Source organism: Fictibacillus norfolkensis (assembly GCF_014836645.1).
In the GTDB taxonomy this organism is placed as follows: domain Bacteria; phylum Bacillota; class Bacilli; order Bacillales; family Fictibacillaceae; genus Fictibacillus; species Fictibacillus norfolkensis.
In genome coordinates this window covers 1-18961 of the sequence record NZ_JACSQM010000003.1, presented here as the reverse complement: position 1 = coordinate 18961, position 18961 = coordinate 1, and the positions used below count along the sequence as shown (strand labels likewise).

Annotated in this window: 22 protein-coding genes; 5 read left to right on the top strand and 17 right to left on the bottom strand. The window is 36.5% G+C overall.

Annotated elements, in window-relative coordinates:
* Nucleotides 1–205: 205 nt before the first annotated feature.
* The 14 genes from H9648_RS07385 to H9648_RS07320 form a co-directional block, all read right to left on the bottom strand.
* Nucleotides 206–2242: a molybdopterin-dependent oxidoreductase gene (locus tag H9648_RS07385; protein ID WP_191753280.1), complete on the bottom strand. Its 2037-nt coding sequence runs from the start codon at nucleotides 2240–2242 to the stop codon at nucleotides 206–208.
* Between the two features lie 59 nt (nucleotides 2243–2301).
* Nucleotides 2302–2724 (bottom strand): VOC family protein, encoded by a 423-nt coding sequence (locus H9648_RS07380; protein ID WP_191753279.1) that lies wholly within the window; start codon nucleotides 2722–2724, stop codon nucleotides 2302–2304.
* Nucleotides 2725–2848: 124 nt separating this feature from the next.
* Nucleotides 2849–3454, bottom strand: a complete 606-nt coding sequence (locus H9648_RS07375) for a class I SAM-dependent methyltransferase (protein WP_318243509.1) — start codon at nucleotides 3452–3454, stop codon at nucleotides 2849–2851.
* Between the two features lie 650 nt (nucleotides 3455–4104).
* Nucleotides 4105–4878 (bottom strand): TerC family protein, encoded by a 774-nt coding sequence (locus H9648_RS07370; RefSeq protein WP_191753278.1) that lies wholly within the window; start codon nucleotides 4876–4878, stop codon nucleotides 4105–4107.
* Between the two features lie 351 nt (nucleotides 4879–5229).
* A complete protein-coding gene (locus tag H9648_RS07365; protein ID WP_191753277.1) occupies nucleotides 5230–5823 on the bottom strand; it encodes a PepSY domain-containing protein in 594 nt (197 codons plus the stop codon).
* Nucleotides 5824–6162: 339 nt separating this feature from the next.
* On the bottom strand, nucleotides 6163–6870 hold the full coding sequence (locus H9648_RS07360; protein ID WP_191753276.1) for a PepSY domain-containing protein: 708 nt from the start codon (nucleotides 6868–6870) through the stop codon (nucleotides 6163–6165).
* Between the two features lie 77 nt (nucleotides 6871–6947).
* Nucleotides 6948–8312, bottom strand: coding sequence for a sensor histidine kinase (locus H9648_RS07355; RefSeq protein WP_191753275.1), 1365 nt, complete (start codon nucleotides 8310–8312; stop codon nucleotides 6948–6950).
* A gap of 3 nt (nucleotides 8313–8315) precedes the next feature.
* Nucleotides 8316–9005, bottom strand: coding sequence for a response regulator transcription factor (locus H9648_RS07350; protein WP_191753274.1), 690 nt, complete (start codon nucleotides 9003–9005; stop codon nucleotides 8316–8318).
* Nucleotides 9006–9166: 161 nt separating this feature from the next.
* Nucleotides 9167–9685 (bottom strand): DUF2199 domain-containing protein, encoded by a 519-nt coding sequence (locus H9648_RS07345; protein WP_191753273.1) that lies wholly within the window; start codon nucleotides 9683–9685, stop codon nucleotides 9167–9169.
* A gap of 33 nt (nucleotides 9686–9718) precedes the next feature.
* On the bottom strand, nucleotides 9719–10477 hold the full coding sequence (locus H9648_RS07340; protein ID WP_191753272.1) for a DUF695 domain-containing protein: 759 nt from the start codon (nucleotides 10475–10477) through the stop codon (nucleotides 9719–9721).
* A gap of 56 nt (nucleotides 10478–10533) precedes the next feature.
* Complete coding sequence (locus H9648_RS07335) at nucleotides 10534–11229, bottom strand: HAD family hydrolase (protein ID WP_191753271.1); 696 nt, start codon at nucleotides 11227–11229, stop codon at nucleotides 10534–10536.
* Between the two features lie 68 nt (nucleotides 11230–11297).
* Nucleotides 11298–11954, bottom strand: coding sequence for a GAP family protein (locus tag H9648_RS07330; protein ID WP_191753270.1), 657 nt, complete (start codon nucleotides 11952–11954; stop codon nucleotides 11298–11300).
* A 26-nt stretch (nucleotides 11955–11980) separates the two neighbouring features.
* Nucleotides 11981–12724 carry a MerR family transcriptional regulator gene (locus tag H9648_RS07325; RefSeq protein WP_191753269.1) on the bottom strand — a complete coding sequence of 248 codons (744 nt, stop codon included), beginning with the start codon at nucleotides 12722–12724 and terminating at the stop codon, nucleotides 11981–11983.
* 37 nt (nucleotides 12725–12761) lie between these two features.
* Complete coding sequence (locus H9648_RS07320) at nucleotides 12762–12899, bottom strand: hypothetical protein (RefSeq protein WP_191753268.1); 138 nt, start codon at nucleotides 12897–12899, stop codon at nucleotides 12762–12764.
* A 351-nt stretch (nucleotides 12900–13250) separates the two neighbouring features.
* Here H9648_RS07320 and H9648_RS07315 point away from each other — a divergent pair, with 351 nt between their 5' ends.
* Together H9648_RS07315 and H9648_RS07310 are read left to right on the top strand one after the other, a co-directional pair.
* Nucleotides 13251–13535 carry an AbrB/MazE/SpoVT family DNA-binding domain-containing protein gene (locus H9648_RS07315; RefSeq protein WP_191753267.1) on the top strand — a complete coding sequence of 95 codons (285 nt, stop codon included), beginning with the start codon at nucleotides 13251–13253 and terminating at the stop codon, nucleotides 13533–13535.
* Nucleotides 13536–13802: 267 nt separating this feature from the next.
* Complete coding sequence (locus H9648_RS07310) at nucleotides 13803–14651, top strand: mechanosensitive ion channel family protein (RefSeq protein WP_191753266.1); 849 nt, start codon at nucleotides 13803–13805, stop codon at nucleotides 14649–14651.
* 51 nt (nucleotides 14652–14702) lie between these two features.
* On the opposite strand, the gene H9648_RS07305 is transcribed toward H9648_RS07310, so the two are convergent.
* Nucleotides 14703–15242, bottom strand: a complete 540-nt coding sequence (locus H9648_RS07305; protein WP_191753265.1) for a GNAT family N-acetyltransferase — start codon at nucleotides 15240–15242, stop codon at nucleotides 14703–14705.
* Nucleotides 15243–15416: 174 nt separating this feature from the next.
* Here H9648_RS07305 and H9648_RS07300 point away from each other — a divergent pair, with 174 nt between their 5' ends.
* From H9648_RS07300 to H9648_RS07290, 3 genes are all read left to right on the top strand, one after another.
* Nucleotides 15417–15623, top strand: coding sequence for a hypothetical protein (locus tag H9648_RS07300; protein ID WP_191753264.1), 207 nt, complete (start codon nucleotides 15417–15419; stop codon nucleotides 15621–15623).
* Between the two features lie 101 nt (nucleotides 15624–15724).
* Entirely contained in the window at nucleotides 15725–15988 is a 264-nt protein-coding gene (locus H9648_RS07295) for a hypothetical protein (RefSeq protein ID WP_191753263.1), read from the top strand.
* 412 nt (nucleotides 15989–16400) lie between these two features.
* Complete coding sequence (locus tag H9648_RS07290) at nucleotides 16401–16844, top strand: GNAT family N-acetyltransferase (RefSeq protein ID WP_191753262.1); 444 nt, start codon at nucleotides 16401–16403, stop codon at nucleotides 16842–16844.
* A 72-nt stretch (nucleotides 16845–16916) separates the two neighbouring features.
* Here the strand turns inward: H9648_RS07290 and H9648_RS07285 are convergent, their stop codons facing one another.
* Both H9648_RS07285 and H9648_RS07280 read right to left on the bottom strand, forming a co-directional pair.
* Complete coding sequence (locus tag H9648_RS07285) at nucleotides 16917–17735, bottom strand: STAS domain-containing protein (protein WP_191753261.1); 819 nt, start codon at nucleotides 17733–17735, stop codon at nucleotides 16917–16919.
* Between the two features lie 187 nt (nucleotides 17736–17922).
* Nucleotides 17923–18666 carry a sulfotransferase domain-containing protein gene (locus H9648_RS07280; protein ID WP_191753260.1) on the bottom strand — a complete coding sequence of 248 codons (744 nt, stop codon included), beginning with the start codon at nucleotides 18664–18666 and terminating at the stop codon, nucleotides 17923–17925.
* Between the last annotated feature and the right edge of the window lie 295 nt (nucleotides 18667–18961).

Below are 18961 nucleotides of genomic sequence, written 5' to 3'. Positions count from 1 at the left end.
ATTTTTGTTTATTTCCCAACTTTTATAAAAATGTATTATTTATTTGGGAATACTGACTTAGTCGGCTATTCATTTAGTACGATTTTTACAGCTTGGTATCTCGACGGTAAGGTTGAAGAATATGTTGTATACAACTACCATGAATAAAAATGAAAGCTCTCCTTATAGTTGAAGGAGAGCTTCTTTAAATCTATTTATTTGAGAATTAAATCTTATCTACGCTAACTCTTCCAGAAAAGAAGGTTGCGCCCCCACCCATATCTGCTATGCGATCGGGTGTAAGAGAATTGACGAGATGTTTTGTATCATCATCTGCACTCCATAGCCCTTGAGTAACGGCTACACCACGTAGAACATTCTCACCAACGCTCGCTTTTAGTACACATTCTCCTTGCTCATTCCACACCCGTACCTTTTCGCCATCCTTCACTCCTGCCAGGTCAGCGTCAAACTGATTCAAAACAATTACCGGTTCTTTTTCAAGTCCTATATGTTTGTTTTGATTTGCAAACGTTGAGTTAAGAAAGTTATGGTTCGGTGCTGCGATAAACCTAAGAGGATGGTCAGAATCATTAATCAAAGGGATGTATGTCGGCAGTGCTGGATAGCCGTCTTGTTTCATCTTCTCAGAATACAATTCTATTTTCCCGCTCGGTGTTGGGAGCCTAGTTGGAAATTCCACCTCTGCCTTTACATATTGTTTTTTAATCAATACGTCAAAATTAATCTCATGAATATATGGATTTGTTGGAGTATCTAGTGCTTGATCAATTAGTTCTTCTTCTGTATCATCAAATGCCGTCTCTGGAAAATTCATGCCTTTAGCAAGTAATCGAAACACCTCTACATTAGACTTCGATTCTCCGTAAGATTCGATCACAGGCTGTTGAAGCTGAATATAATGGTGCCAGTACGACGTATAAAAATCTGTGTTCTCAAAAGAAGATGTAGCTGGTAATACAATATCTGCATACATTGCCGTCTCTGTTAAAAATAAATCATGAACGACCGTAAATAGGTCTTCTCGCTCTAATCCTTTACGAACCTTATTCCCTGCAGGTGCTACAACAGCTGGATTCGTTCCATATACAAAAAGAGATTTGATAGGAGGATCTAATGTGAGCAATGTCTCTCCAAGCAAATTCATGTTTATCATACGTGTGTTCTTATTTTGCTGCAGATCCGGCCGTTGTAAGTTAGCAGTGTTGAACGCAAGATAAGCCGAATTCCCTTTGATCGCCCCTCCACCTTTTACAAGCCATTGTCCTGTTAATGCTGGCAAACAAGATACCGTTCTCACAAACATACCGCCATTATCATGATGTTGCGGTCCGTTTCCAATGCGAAGAAACGCAGGAGAGGTTTGGCCATACATCCGAGCAAGCTTTAAGATATCCTCCACGGGTATTCCCGTAATGCTTGAAACTGTAATCGGGTCATATTGTTCAACATGTTCACGGAGCTGTTCAGATCCAACGGTGTACTGTTCCAAAAATAAATGATCCACCAGGTTCTCAGCAAATAGAATATGCATCAATCCTAATGCAAGAGCCGTATCTGTTCCCGGTAAGATCGGGATGAACCAATCTGCAAATCTTGCAGTCTGATTTTTATGGACGTCAATGACGACGATCTTCGCTCCATTTTGTTTACGTGCTTGTTGTGCAAGTGATACTTGATGCATATTCGTACTAACGGCGTTAATACCCCAGAAAATGAGCAGTTTGGAATGAATCGTATCTTCAGGATCAATACCATAGCTGCCACCCATCGTATATTTGTAGCCCGCTGCACCTGCTGAGTTACAGATGCTTCGATCCAGCTCAGAAGCTCCTAGTCTATGAAAAAAACGACGGTCCATTCCTTCAGCTGCAAGATTACCCATATTTCCATAAAAGCTATAAGGTAGAATACTTTCTGTACCGTCGTTTTGAATTAATTCTTTCCAACGAGTCGTAATCGTATCAATCGCTTCATCCCAGCTTATTTGTTCAAAGTGCCCTTCACCTTTCGCTCCAACACGTTTCAACGGATTTTTTAAACGCTTTTCATCATATAGACGTTCAGTCATATTTCGAACTTTATTACAAATAAATCCCTTCGTGACCGGATGATCGGGATCACCTTCCACTTTTACAATTTTTCCGTTTTCTTTATGGAGGAGCAACCCACATTGGTCTGGACAATCTAAAGAACAAACTGATGGAAAAACGCCGTCGGGGCTATCTACAAAACTGGTCATATGTGTTCTCCTTTCCAAGATGTCACATTCATTTTATTTCATCTTTAAACATTTACTTTTTAATCTGAAATTTCCCAATCAGGGTTCCAAACGACTTCCCACAAGTGTCCATCTGGATCTTGAAAGTGACCAGAATACCCACCCCAAAACGTTTCGTGTGCTGGATCTGTTATGAAGGCTCCTGCAAGTTCCGCTTCTTTCATGATCTTATCAACCTCTGCTTTACTTCCTACATTATGACCGAGAGTAAATTCAGTAGGATTCGGAGTTTCCTGGGATACTTTAGCCTCATGTGCCAAATCTTTGCGGTTCCAAATGGCAAGCTTTAATCCCTGTTGCAAATCAAAGAAAGCAACAGCTCCGTGCTCAAACTCTTTACCTATAATTCCTTTAGTCGGGAGACCTAAACCATCCCGATAAAACTGGAGCGATCTCTCTAAGTTTTCAACGCCTAATGTAATGACCGTAACTCGTGGTTTCATAGTCTCATCTCCCGGGTTCCTTTTATTAGTAATCTTAAGAATAAGGCAAGTTTAACATAAATCTCTTTACTGACACGGTAGTTAAAGTTAGAGGTTTCATTGGTGAACTCTCGTGTAACGGTTTTTAGCTTTTTGATGCTTTTATTATAAAAGTAGCTGGGACAAGGTTTGCTTTTTGAGTGGAATACCATCTCGCGGGATTCTCCGATTGTTCATCTGGTAAGCAAACATCATCTATAACTTTTTCAATCATAAAACCTGCTTCGATTAAAGCATTTATGTAAGTGCTTAATTTTCTATGATGAATGACGGCTAAATTCTGCCAACCTTCATTATATTCCGGACCTTCATTCACATAAGACTTGTTAAATATGAACGTAGACTGTTCTTGTTCGTATTTCAACCGATCATGAAGAGGATGTTCCCAGCTGAAAATAAAAACGCCGCCTGGTTTGAGATAGCTATATATATTTGAGAACGTAAGACTTAAATTTGTTGTCCAACCCAAAGCATAGATCGAATAAACAATATCAAAATAACTGCTTGGTATTCCTGGGTTCTCCTCCATAGGAGATTCAATTAATGTAACCTCTGCTTGTTGATCGTGTAAAACGTTTCTGGCTGTCTCAATCTGCTTCGTGCATAGATCTAGTCCCCATAATTCTTTAGCACCTTCTCTACCCATATAGTGCAACGAATGGCCACTGCCACACCCTTTATAGGTACATATTTTTTACTATTAGCAGACAATGAATTTTTGATTAAGAGCAATATTTCCATATTCAATCACGTTAATCCTTCTTGACTTAAGCATCAATGTCAATGCACAAAATTATTATAAGTAACTTTTTTTAACTTCTATAGATAAAATTAACATATAATGGAATTAGTGATTAAACATATATTTGAGAGGAGTTTTTACATGTATTCAGTAAATAGAGGAGCTATGTGGAGCTATGCAATCCTATTACTAATAACCATTGTTTTTACGTTTATAGAATTAAATCAACCATATGAGACACCAGAAGATGCGCAATCTCGATTTGAACTACATTTTCAACCCATTTTCACTTTTCTAATGATTAGTGCATCCATTTTAGCTTTCAAATTACACAAAAGATTGCAGGTATTCGCTGGACCAATTTTCATTCTATTGGGGAGCTTTTGGTACCTTTGGGTATTCATGTCTTTTACAATTGGATGGGTAAGGATGCAGGGGTTTCTCGGACTTGGATTTGGCTTAATTATTTGTTTCATACTTACCATTTATCATTTGTATACCAATTTAAAAAATAGGAATAAATCTTCAATGTAATTAAAGTAAAAAAGAAAACAAAAAAAGTCAGCATATCATTCTCCGCTGACTCCATTTTGTTTATCTTATAAAGACGTTTCAGTTTTCTTCGATTTAGCCGGTGCAAACCATCCGATTAACGCAATACCGACTAACACGCCATAGAAAATAATTGTCCAAACCGTACTATGTGGAAAATCGTGATCTAATACGCCAATATCATTATGAGCAAGTGTAATAACCGCAAGCTTCACACCTACCCAAGCAACGATGGCATAAGCTGTTGTTTCTAAAGCAGGTCGCTGATCTAGCAACTGAACAAACCAAGTTGCTGCAAACTTGATCAAGATCAGACCCGCAACTCCTCCAAGAACAACGACGATGAATTGTCCACCATCCATACCTCCAAAATCACCAAGTGGTGAATCTGGAAGACCTAGAGCAAGAGCAACTGCAGCTAGAATCGAATCAATCGCAAACGCTAAGTCAGCGATAGCAATCTTACCAACTGTCGGCCAAAATCCTTTTCCTTTTGCTTCTTCTTCTACGTCTTCTTGGATTTTCTCATTCTCTTTACCGAATTTAGCTTGAATAACATGCTTTAATCCTAGGTATAAAAGATAAGCTGCACCGATCGCCTGTATCTGCCATACGTTCGCGATGAAGGAAATGGCAAAAAGTGCACCAAATCGGAAAACGAACGCCATAAGAATCCCATAACTAATCGCACGTTTCTTCTGATCCTCAGGTAAATGTTTTGCGATAACCGCTAGTACAAGGGCATTGTCAGCAGATAACAAACCTTCAAGTCCAATTAATATCAATAATGCCCAGCCGTACTCTAACCAAATTGAATCCATCCATGAATCTCCTTTCACATCTCATAAAAATAATATGTAATATCCATAGAATGACCATTTTAGTAACAAGATACTCTTTGAGAAAATACTTGCACTACTATGAACAACTCTATACTTACAAGATTATATATTATTTTTAAGATTTTTACCTTATTTAATATCATTTAAAACTTAACAAAGTTAGATATTCGAAGGGTTTATCTTGTTTTTCCACTCATAGTTCATTGTGTTCTAAATAACTATTCTACTTGAAAATCCAATAAAAAAAATGAACAGAAAAACAGCTAATGATGTGCTCGCAAACTTAAAAAACGAGGCGCCTTAACTAGGCAGCCTCGTTTGCTATGGTGATTAATTGTTGTCATTCTTATCAACGACAGCTTCCCCTGTTACAGCATCCACGTTGACATCAATATCCTTACCGTCTTTTTGAATCTCAAACTCGTAAACATAATCATCATCAATATTCATTTCTTTTACTGTTCCTGATACTTTCTTCAGTGCAATGGACTGCGCTTGTTCAGAGGTGATCTTAATTTTTGCAGGATCTATTTGATCATCGCGATCCGGGCTTTCATTGCCGTCATCACTATTTATATCGTCATCTCCATCATCGTCGTTGTCATTGTCGTTGTCATCTTGATCTTTCAAACCTTCTTCAATTTTAGAGATTTTACCTGTTTCTGCTGTTATATCAAGATCGTATTCCTTGTCTCCGTTATGAACCTCGATCTCATACTTATCTTTAAGACCATCGCGATCAAGTTCCATCTCAGTAACCGTTCCGCCTTTTGTTTTTTCCAATGCAATGTCTTTTGCTTGTTTTTCTGAAATTACATTCTTAGCTGCAAACGCGCTAGGTGTGTTTTCTACATAAGTATATGTTCCTACTCCAATACCACCGACTAATACTGTACCTGCAAAGATTTTTGTTAGTTTTTTCATTTGTTGTTTCCTCCTTGTTTTTAACTATATCCTTATAATAGACAGATAAAATGAGAACAAAGAGAAGAGAACATTAGAAAACGATGAGAATAAGTGGTGTTTTTTCTCAAACCCGTTTCCTAATAAATTGTAGCTTTAAAATTTTTGTCTTCATTGTCAGTTGATTGGAGTGGAAGGTGGGAGACTCCTGCAGGACAGGCGGGCAGGTGAGACACTTATACGGAAACGTACGAATGTGGCTCACGGCCTGCCTCGCGGAAAGCGAGCACCTGGGAACGTAAATCAACTACTTCCTAAATGCCTTCTAAAAAAATAAGAACGCTCTAGATTAGAGCATTCTTAGTCACTATCTTTTGTTTCCATCGTTATGGAGTTTACCTCGCCCGAAAACGCATTTATAATTACTTGTGCTTCTTTCGTTTTCGTTACAATCTCAACTTCATAAACGATCACACCGTCTTCATCATCTAACTCAATATCTGTGATGGATCCTTTTACTTCTTTGAGGGCGATTTGTTTGGCTTCTTCTTCTGATATTTTTGTGTTTGGCTGAGCCGGTTCATCTCCAGATTCAACCTCGTTTTTACTCTTGAGATCCCCAGTGGTCCCGTTAATTTCTAAACGATATATTTTGCCTTCATTCTGGACACGAACAAGATAGACTTTGTTTTCTTCATTAAATTCAAGAGACTTCACATCGCCGTGTTCTGCAGCAATTTTTTCCGCCTCATCCTTTGTAATACTTTTTCCTTGAGATACTTCATCATCTGTTCGATTCATGTCGAGAATTTCTCCAGAAACCGCATCAGACCAGATCACATATACACCTTGTTCACTTTTCAACACTGTTTTGTATTGACGGTTATCTTCTCTATTCGTTAATTCTGTAGATAGAATCTCTCCTGGATATTTTGCGCTTATGATTCTGTTCATTTTCTCTTTTTCTAGTGTACTGCCTTGGTTACCGTTCACCCACTCTCTTGTTCCGAAGACAAGAAGGAGAATAACGATTATTATTCCAAAAATCACAGCTGTTTTTTTGTTCATACGTATTCCCCCTTTACATGAATTTTCTCATGTAAGAATGAAAGCTCCATAAGAATCAGATGAGAAAATGATGAGAATTAACTCTGTTTTAAAGGAATCTCCATTGTAACGGTTGTTCCTTTTCCTTCTTCACTCTGCAGATGAAGGTTCCCTTGGTGAGCAGAAATGATTTGTTTAGCGATGGACAAGCCTAACCCCGCTCCGCCTGTATCACGACTCCTAGCTTGGTCTACACGAAAGAATCGATCATAGACTTTTTCTAGATTTTCCTTTGGAATGCCGATTCCATAGTCTGTTACGGAGAACCTGACAGAGTTACCTTGTTTGGTTATCTCCACATTAATAGCTCCCGAACTATACTTAATGGCGTTATCTAAAAGGATGATTAGAACTTGCTTAATTTTTAATGAATCACACTCACCATGAATTTCGTCTAAGTTGGAATGAACATGAATGTCACGGTCGTACGCCTTGTTCATATTCTTTGCCGCATTTTTAGCCATTTCAACCAAATCGGATTGTTCTAATTGCAGATCCACTTGCGACTCATCCCTTGCAAGAATAAGCATTTGTTGGGTTAACTCTTTCATCCGAATAGATTCTGAGTGGATCGCTTCTACAGCTTCTTCTAAAATTTCAGGACGACTTCCTCCCCACCGCTTCAGCATTTTCGCATAGCTTTCGATTACAGTAAGCGGCGTTCTCAATTCATGTGAAGCATCAGATACGAACTGCTCTTGCTTTTTGTAGTTGTTTTCAAGCAGGTCCATCATATGGTTAAACGTTCTTGCCATCTTATTCAGTTCATCATTCGATTTCTTATTGATCGTGATCCGCTTATACGTCCCACGTTTCTGGTTTTCTTCCATCGTTCGCGTTAAGTTGCTGATCGGTACTAAGATCAACCGGCTTAAGAATCGCCCTCCTATGTAAGAAGGAATTAAAATGAGTAATGTTGCTATGATTAAGACGATTCTTAAAATCTGCAAAGTGTTTTGAATAGAAGATTCTTTTTCGATCAACTGTAAAGAAACAACCTCCCCGTCCATCCAAATGACCGGGTGTTGAGAAACCGTGTAAACCATTCCGTCTAATTTCTTAACATCACTGTATTGATTAGATCTATAGATCGGTTTGATATCCTGGAGCTTATCATCATCTGTAATTCTCGACGAAGTAGCTGCTACACGGTTATCACCAGTAATAATACGAATCATTGAATCTGCTGGAAGGTAGGCACGCAATAGCTGTGTCATGTTCATTTTTGTCTCAGTAGATGTTTTAACGGCTTCCGTTAAACTTTCCATCCTTATCTCTGTACCTTCAAGAGCATTATCATGTAGATTCTTTTGAAACAATAGGTAAATGCCACTATTCGTGACAAGTAAAATAATTAATAGCCATACCGTTGAAAACAAAGTTATCCGATTTTTTATGTTCATGGGTTACTCCTTCATCGTGTAGCCTACTCCACGAATCGTATGAATATAGGGGAGCGAAAAAGTGGAATCTATCTTTTTACGCAGATAACGTATGTAGACATCCACAACATTGGTATCGCCATAATAATCGTAACCCCATACCTTTGATAATATTTGATCACGGTTCAATACCTGGTTTTTGTTTCGCATCATGAAAACAAGAAGATCAAATTCCCTCGGTGTTAACTCAATTAAGGTAGAGTCACGTTTAACTTCTCTTGTTTTTAAATCAACGGTTAGTTCACCGAGCTCAAATTTTTCACTTTCATGGTCTTCGGTGTAGTGTTGATTCATGCGAAGAAATGCCCGGATTCTAGCCAACAATTCTTCAATTTCAAACGGTTTAGTCACATAATCGTTTGCGCCAAGATCAAGCCCGCTCACTTTATCTGGCAAGGCATCTCTGGCCGTTAATAAAATGATTGGAATATGACTACCTGTCGCTCTGATTCGTCTTAACACCTCTAGCCCGCTTAATTCAGGCAGCATAACATCGAGCAGAATAAGATCCCAGTTTCCTGATTTGAATTTTTCTAATCCTTCCATGCCCGTTGTAGCAGTTTCCGTTTCATATCCTTCATGTTCAAGTTCTAGTTGAATAACCCTGGCTATCTTTTTCTCATCTTCAACAATTAGAATTTTTTCAGCACTCATCGTTGTTCCTCCTAAAAAGAAGCTTGTTAGCATTATTATAATGGAAGTATGTAGCAAGTCCACGAATGAGCCCATTTTATAGAAAAAGACGAGTTCCAATTACAAAAAAGAGACCCGATGAATAAATTTATCAGATCTCTTTCATAAACTTCTCTATACACTTATTTTTCAAGTTCGCAAAAAAATTGAGCAATTTCTTTAACACGATCCATTGTAATCCCTTGTGCTTGCTCAATAGATAATGGATGATCTGTAGGCTCGAGCTTAATAAAAGGTCGCAAATTTTGTGAGCGGGTATGTACATTCGTTTTTAAATTTACCGTTTCAGGATACATGGGAAGATGCGTAGATAACCACCCAAACATCGGATTCAGTTGTTCACTATTTGGGTCATCCCATTGCTCTAAAGTCCGTTCGAAGTTTTCTTTACTAAGTGATACCCATACACCCCATACAAAGAGTTCATTAGATCCAATAATGGGAATTTCAATACAACCTCTTATGAAGAAATGTTCACCGTCCATTACACAAAAGTCATCAGTAAGTTCGAAATGCTTTTTTCTCTCTTTTCTTGTTGCCTCTTCATAATAGACAGGTGCTTCTATTCCATAATTCAAAGGAAGTTCATCATGATATGTGCCACAACATGTGCATTGGTATCCGCTAACTAATTCTGTCATCAGATTGCTCCTCAATTATGATAATTTGAGATCTTACTTTTTAAGAACAACAGGAGACTCCCACCCGTCATATTCGCCATGATATTTCTGAGCTGTTTCAATTATCAGGTATGTAACAGCATCAATCATCTCGTAATCTACACCGTCTTCTCTAATGATTGTGATAGAAAATGTTCCTTCTTCATTCTTTTCCTGTTCGAAATCCTGCGTTTTGAATCCTTCTTTAATAATGTCTTGTTCAAATGCTTTTAAATCTTTTAATGTTTGAAACTCAATCCAATGCTGAATCTCACGGGGGTGTTCTAAGTCGTCATTTTCTTGTTCAAGCAATTCCACTAAATCACGGTTATTCATCTGTTGAAGATGATATTCATTTGGATAAAGGAAATCGTAATAAAATGACCACGGTTCCTCTTCTTCTATACTTGAGATTTCCGTTTCGTATTTATTATTATCAAAAATAGCGAGTGCCTGTTTATCAATAATTTTGATCTGTTTTTCTTTTTTAGCATAATAGAAGAATTCTCGTGTTCCGTTCGTAGTTAATCGTCCAACTTGAATGATATCTTCAACATACAATTTTTCCATCACGTCGTATTCTAACTCACCAAGTAATTCATCTTCTATTTCTTCAGGGAAACCTAACTCAGTAGGCGACTTAATAGTAAGTTTCACTGTAAATAACCAATTGTATTTTTTAATATTAATTTCTTCCGTTACATCCAAATCAACAACAAATGAAGCAAGATTTCCATCCAATTCATCGATATAAAAATTCCAGTTATCAGACATGTGATGACTCCTCCTTTTCTTAAGTATACGAAGGGCTAATAATTCTATCTATAGTTCTATTTTCCTGATGAAATGTGGTATTCACCTAATCGATTACATTCCTGAATAACTAAAGGAACCTCCAACAAATCATCCACTATATAATCTGCTTCAACATCTTCCCCATAAGCATCTCTCTTCCAGATCCCTTTCATTCCAACATCTTGAGCTGGTTTTACATCATTCTCAGGATGATCACCTACAAAAATAGCCTCATTAGGAGATACTTGTAGTTGCTCTAATGCTATATTGAAAATTCGAGGATCTGGTTTCTTTATTCCTTCCCATTCAGAAATCAATATCACATCGAAGTATTCTTTAATACCTAAAGCTTTAATATTATCGCTCTGAAATTGTCCAAATCCGTTTGAAATGATTCCAAGCTTGAAGTTATTATTTTTTAAATTCTCTAACATTTCTATAAGACGAGGAAAAGGAACGCAGTAGTTCTTAAATTCATTCATGTAATCAGATAGAAGATCTTCCCACGCAGGTTCAGGTAATGAAAATTCATAAACGATTTGCTGATATACTTTATCCTTCCAAACATATCCTCGGTTATCTAATTCTATAAATCGTTTAACATACATCTCCTTCGTTACATAATCCTTTAGCTCTGCAAATCTGTTATATTGCTCATCAATAAATAGTTTCACAGACTCATCCCGATCTAATAGCGTACCATCTAAATCAAACATAGCAGCTTTTATCATTTGTAGGACACACTCCCCTAATAGCATTTTGCACACAAGAGTTTATACATCCAGATATCTTTAACTGCTTATAAATAATCCAAACTATTAAAAATCAGTATGATTCCAACGATACACATGATCCATGAAAGAGCTAAACCAGAATTCTTAACCATCCTTTCACGCAGATTTATTAAAGGTTTATCCATCCATCTACCCAATAAAAGATAAATGAAATACAACAAGAGCGGTGGCAAGACCATGATAAAATTGTATCCAGCTAAAATACTAACCCATTCCATGCTTGTAAGATCACTAGTAGATAAAATACCGATCGCAGCAAAGTAAGGAAAAGCGGTTCCTACTTCAATAAGAGAAGTTGACAATCCAAGGATTATGATTGAAGTCAATCGTTTAGACTTTATATAAGGCAAATCAACATTTTTATTTGCAGGAACATAGAAACTAGCAATAAACAAAATCGTCCCAATGATAAAGATGATCCAGCTTATGGTTTTATTTTGAAAAATGTTAGATACGCTTTCAAGCAAAGTTGATATTCCTAACATAAGAGAAACACCCACTATAAAATAAAAACCAGCAACGGTTATAAGGTAGAAGAAAATACGAGAGGTTTGTTTCTCTTTCTCGTTTAACAGGAGATAAACTGTAACCCCTATTGTCGCAGGACTTAGCATATCCAATACAGCTAATCCTCCAATTATAAGAAGTAGATCTACAGTCACTGAATTCCCCCTCTTTCAGAATGAGCTTACCCCTTTTTCCCTATAAAGATTTTATAAGCAGCATTCATATATTCCAGTACATCTTGGTCAATGGGATATAATCCTAATTGTTCTGATTTTTTTTCAGACATACGAACGTCCCACAGCTTATCTAGAAACTCTGTTTCACCACCAAATGTTTCTGCTCTTTTTTCATCCATTCTTCTAATGATATTTTGAACATTCGAACAACCTGGATCCTCATTAATAAACCGCTTCAACTGTCCAATAAGAGCAATCCATTCCAAAGTATCTGGATGGTCGCTAGTCATATTTGGGACCTTTTTCCACAGCTTTAATTCTCTTTCTTTAAACAATGTTCTTCTATATTTCTGCTGAAGCACTTTATTGCTATTGGCTAATTGCATGACCTTTTGAATGGCAATCTCATTATTCTCATCTTCAATTGCCATTCCATGTATTAATTCCCGTAGAGCACTCTCCATTTTGTTTAAGTTTTCTTGCTCTTGTTTTACATAAGAAAGTTGATTTCTTAGACTATCTGACCAATCCCAGTCACTCGAATTCAGCATGTTCTTTATTTCGTTCAAACGAAATCCAATCTTTTTCATGAATTGAATCTGTTGTAGCTTCTTTAAATCCCCATTGCTATATAGACTGTGTCCACCTTCCGTCTTGGATGTTGATTGTAATAAGCCTATCTGATCGTAGTGACGCAGGGTTCTGACTGTAACACCTGTCAACTCACTTACCTTATGAATGTGCAGCAATTGATAAACACACCTTTCAAGATCTATTGTTAAAGGATTATTTTTTTATAAAAGTGTTCAGCAAGTAACCCGTTCCTAATCCAATGAGAACACCAGCAAACGCTTGATCTATTATTAAACCAACACCAGCTCCTATAATGACACATCCATAGATAATCACATCTTCACGTTTCATCTCATCATCCTTTTAATGTAAGTCGTTATCTATTAGTATACAAAATGACGTAACGTCAGTTTCAAGCGTTAATATAAATTTATTATGAACCGATACAAGGAAATCTTGTTAATCCTATACAACGGTACTCTACTACCCAGAAATAGAGTCGTAATTTAAGTAAGTGGATGAATTTTCAATCATCCACTTTTTTTCTTTTTATAAGCCACCATGCTCCTCTTCCCCTTACTAACACACTTTCTTCAAAATCAATTAATATTGAACATTATAGAGATATTATGGTAACATTTATAAAAATAAACAATTAAGTATAAGTATACATAATTTGGAATTTTTTTAAGGGGTGACACGATGTCAGTTGTACTAAATAAATTTTACGACAACAAGAAAGGATATTTTCACCTCCCTGTTGTATGGCGAGAAGAATTTCAGTTTCAAATTGGAGAAAAAGTAGGCGTTGATGTAGAAGACGGAAGAATTATCATTGATAAGGCGGATGCAAGACGGTTCACTCCAATAATCGGTGTCAAAGGAAGACTTACAATTCCGATTGAAATTAGAAAAGAATTAAAAAGCCATACGTATCAATTAATCGCGATTCAAGAAACTGAACAGTTTGTTTTAATACCTGCTTAATTATGGTTTCAACCATAACTTTCCATGGAGAAGTCCGTTCATAGAAAAACATAAATGGTTTCATTCATTGAAACCGTTTTTTTATTTGAACTAATTTTGATTCATAATTCTGTAATTCTCCCCTCACCTCATCAGAAATCACTAATGATTACGGAAATCGCGTTATTGACCTTTCTCTCATTATCTAATAAAATCCATTGGGCAAGGGAAAATAATTTTGCTTATAATCCGCATTCTATTGGTATAGTAAGAGTGGGAGTTGAAAGAATGTTTAACTTAGAGTTGTTTAACAAATTACCTGTAAAAATTTTAATCGTAGCTTTAATAATCGTAGTCACAGCGTATTTTATTAGAAGATCTGTTCAGCTTTTCTTTGATAAAACAAGTTTTCTAGATGAAAACCGTGAAGAGACGTTGATGCATTTTACAGATCAAGTTCTCAAGGTTCTTGGATTGGTGTTCTTCTTCATTTACGTATTAAGCCATTTCTTCAATTTACCGAGACTTGTTACAGGTTCAGTTGTTGTAGCCGGTGCTCTCGCATTGATTTTCCAACATATCATTCGAGATTATATTATGGGACTTGCCTACTTGTTTGAACGGCAGATCAACCTCGGTGATTATGTAATTATCAACGGTAACAAACAGGGGAAAATCGAGGAAATAAGTGTGCGTCACCTTAAAATTCGTCAATACGACGGTTATCTATACACTGTTTCTTATGGAAGTATCAACGAGCTTCAAAACGGAAACCGTGGGATGCGGCGGGTGAACGAAAGTCTTATCCTTAACTACAGACAAAACCCAGATGAGGCGTTTCACGTTATGGAGGAAGTAGCAAGAACGTGTAACGAGAAATATAGTGAGTACCTCTTAACAGATCTGGATGGTAAGCCTGTGGAAAGGTTTACATTTAATCAAATTACCGAATTAAACGTCGATTATAAAGGTCACCGGTATTCTCTCTCAGGGATCGTTAAAGAAGCTCATTTTGTGGATGCAAGTAAACGAGTAAGATATGAACTAGCGCTCGCTGCATATGTAAACAAGTTAAAGATGGCCGAAAACGGTGAAATTGAAAAGAATAAACGTAACGATTCTCAAGCATCTTATTAAGAAGTATGATGCAGGCTATAACGAACGACGATTACAGCCTGCTCTTACATTTTAAATATCTATATCCTCTTCATTAAGAATGGCAAGAATCTGGTGATCTTCCCACCTGCCATTGATTTTCACATTTTTCTTTAAAATTCCTTCTTTATGAAATCCAGCTTTTATTAATAATTTGATAGATCCGATATTATGTGGCATTACTTCTGCTTCAATTCGATGAAGTTTAAGCTCATTGAACGCAAACTCTATAATAAGTGGAAGAGCTTCCGACATATACCCTTTGCCGTTATGGAATTTATCAAGAGAATAACCAACCATCCCTTTTTGTGCAGGTCCTCTTTCTATCTTGAACAGACAAATCTGTCCGATTAATTCATGTGTGTCATGAAGATAAATACCAAAAGAATAACCTAACCCGTTTTCTTTTCGCTCTTCTATCTCTTTCAATCTTCTTGCTTGACCATCTAAAGAATAAAAATCCGAATCTCTGTCAGGTGTATATTGCTGAAAAAACGCCTTGTTTCTTGTTTCAATATCAAATAATGCTTGCAGATCACTTTCATCTAGAAGTTTGATATAAATATTTTTCATCGTTACTTGTCCTCCATACTCGGTAAATACCTTATTAGAAATTCAACTCAATACGTTTAAAACCTTTTTAGACAGAGTTAAACATCAATCGTTTAAATTATGTATAAAATATGTATAAGTTTAATTAAAGGAATGGTATATTATTAACAGAAAGATTCTATCGGAGGGAAAATGATGAACACAAAATTAAATACGTGGATTCAAAAACACAATTTAGATCCACAATGGCTGCAAGAAGCCAGTAAGTTTCCTTCCTACCAAGTACAGAAACTGCTAGGTGATCCTTCCTATAAACCTGATGGAACGACAATGAGGATTGTATTAAGTATCGTAAAAAAGAAAGAAGACACCGCAAAACTAAGTGATTTTTGGGATGTTTAAACTTAGGACTTTTCCTTATAATTTATAAAAATAGTGACTTGTCTAGATCATTTTACCCTGCAACTGCATCTACTAAAGTATGAAATGTAGGAGGTGCTATCTTGGGTAAAGACAAGCATTGTAAGAAAAAGAAGAAAAAAGTAATCTGTTGTGATCCTGTATATATCATTGAGGATTCATACACAGAGAAAGAAGTCACATTCGTTCATCCGATCATTCGTGTAAAGCGTGAACACGTTAAATATGTTCGCCGTGACGTGTATGAGGAGAAAGTAATCAAAGAAGTGATCGATCCTGGTTCTCCAACTAAATGTGATTGCAATAAAAAGCACAAAAAATCTAAGAAAAAAAGCAAAAAGAAGTAATTTCAAAGAATAATTACTCTTTTTATATGAACCCCCGACCATCGTGATCGGGGGTTTTGCTATTGTTTTTGGAGTTGATATGTGTATTCACGGTACGTGTTTTTATATTTCTTACACGTTCGCCGATAATTAAGTGTTTTCCACCTGTAAAGATTTGTTTACCACCTATGTTTACTGAATTTCCACCGATAAACGAAGTTGCACCACCTAAGATTTGAAACTGACTACTGCTGATCGCTCATTTTACTTAAAATGAGCATGAAATATGGCTAACAGTATGATTAAACTGTCTTACCCAATCTCCTTTTTCACAAAACTTATTTGATCAACTGTTTGATTTATCCATTTGATATACTGTTTACATACATAAACGTTCATTTTTATTAAACGAATCGAGGAGTTGAGGAAACAAATGAAAGATCATTACGAGGTGTTAGTTGGTGAAGGAAATGTCGAATTAGATCAGCGGCTTTCTGATGAATTGGACAAAGTGAACAATGCAGCGACGATTGGCACTCCTGCTGCTCGAGAATTGACGGTGCAAATTTTAGATAAACATCGCGAACTCGCAGCCGGTATGAGTGATTGGACTTGGGGCGTAGCCGCTGGTATTGCAATGACATGGGTTCGTGAAGATGCTAGAAAAGACGGACTAGGTTCTCAACTACTCCAAGATTTTGAACATGAAGCTCTGACACGAGGTTGCACACATGTCTTCACTACTTCTTTCACCTTTCAAGCGCCAGGCTTCTATGAACGTCACGGCTACCAAGAACTGTTTCGCTGGGAAGGATTACCTACTCCTGATGCTGCTGACATTCATTTTCGAAAAGAGCTAGCCCCGCTAGCAAAATAGATGATACAAAAAAAGGGTGTACACTAATAAAGTAATGTACACTCTTTGCAACTATATATATCTAATAATTCTCTATCTTAAATAATCTTCTAAAGCTTGCTGAAGTGTAGCTTTTGTCTGAGCCTTGCTCTCGAAAGATAATCCGATATTTGTTATCTTACGTACAACTTCTGGACGCAGACCAGTAATCACACACTCACAACCCATCATGTTCGCACCTTCCATAACTTTCATGATCCGTTCGATCGCATCTGTCTCTATTTGGGCAATACCAGATAAATCGATAATTAACGTTCCAATGCGAAGTCTGCTGATTTCCAAAAGAACTTTCTCTTCAATCGTGTCTGTTCGATATGTATCGATATTTCCAATTAGTGGAAGTACACAAACCTTCGATGTGATCGGAATAATTGGAACAGAAAGATTTTCAACGAGTGTTTTCTGAGACTCGATCAGCTTATCTTTGTACTCTGAATAACTTAAGAATAGCTCATTTAAAAATTTATCAATGCGGTCATTAATTTGTCTTTCCGTATTAAAAAAACTCTCAGCCTCTAAGTCAATATGATTTAATTTATTAAATTCTTGGAGAAATTTCCAAACCGTTCTTCGAATGGCTTGAACCCATTCTAGTTTAAATGCAAGCGTGAGACTATGGGATGCCCACGATACACCTTCAAATTTTGCGAATTCTTCTAATTCACGGTCTTTACCTTGGATGGTATACATCACAAGTTTATGAGCATTAGACAATAAATCAATATTACCTACCACCAATATTTCTTCGATTTTCCCACGAACATTTCGGGCTTCAGCTAATAAAGATTCTTGGAACTCTTCTCTGTTATTAGTAAAGTATTCAATATAATCCTTTTCCAAGACTAAACCCATAGTGTTCACTCCCTTTTGAAATTTTTACCTACTTTTGTACTATTGTACCACTTTTAAAAAAGATGGAAGAAAAAATTTTGTATTTAAAACTGTTTCTTAACTTAAATAAGTTCTTCCATTTAAATGATAAGAAAAAACCGCAGCAAATTACGTTGCGATTTTTTCAAGTTATAGCAGGAATACTTCTTTACCAAAGTAAATCCTTTTCATATCCTAACTCGATAAGCAATTGTCCAGCAGTCTCTTTAAAAGCTGTAATAATTTCATCGTCGAACTCTTCTTTCCAGTTGCCAATCTTACCTTTTCTAAAAGTAGCTGAATCCTGAGTAGAAATGTTTTCTTTCGCACGTTTGATAACGATATCGAGGTTTTCAAGTTCCCCTTCCGTAATAAACTGTACGACTTTATGAACCGATTGGTCTAGAGAATCTTCACTTCTTATTAGATCTTCAAATTTAACAGAAAGCACGTTAGGTGCAGTTAACCACCCTTTAAATTCCGAGAACCAATCATGAATACCCAGATGACCTGCCTCAGGAATCCCTCTTATGATTGATAACAATCGTTCTTTTTTAGACATTTGCTTTTTTTGATAATATTGATGAAGTGGAGCATTTACTTTCTCAATATAGTAGTTATAAGAAACCACCACATCACGCAAATCGCGATAGAGGAAAATTTGTTTCATATCGAGATCTTGAAGAAGCTTCACCCATGATGGGGAAAAATAAATATGTCCTGACAAAAATTCATTTTCTTTTAGTTTCTCTAACTCGCGCTGATGTCCTGCTAATTGTGCTGAGATACCTTCATATAGATGTAATTTTTGATCAAATGTGATGGGATGAATTCCTGTTAATATTTGAAACATTAGATGTGTCCCGCTCTTAGGAAACGAATTAAAGAAAAAAGGACTTATTGCTTTACTCATTTTTAACGATCACCTTTCCTATTTACATGACATGCCTTTCATATCTTATTCGTTCGTTTTCAATCCGCTTGTACAACCGCCTGCTATACATATTTTTCAGTAAAATAAAAAGATTTACGGAATACATACACTTTTATCATTCAACGCACGAAACTTATAATGCAAGACCTTAACCCCTAATTGTTAGCAAGATTAAACCATGAAAAAGGCAAGGATACATGAACTGCACCCTGTCAAGTAGACAGTGAAAATAATAAAAACCAGCTAAGCGGCTTCAGCTCTATATTCTTTAGGG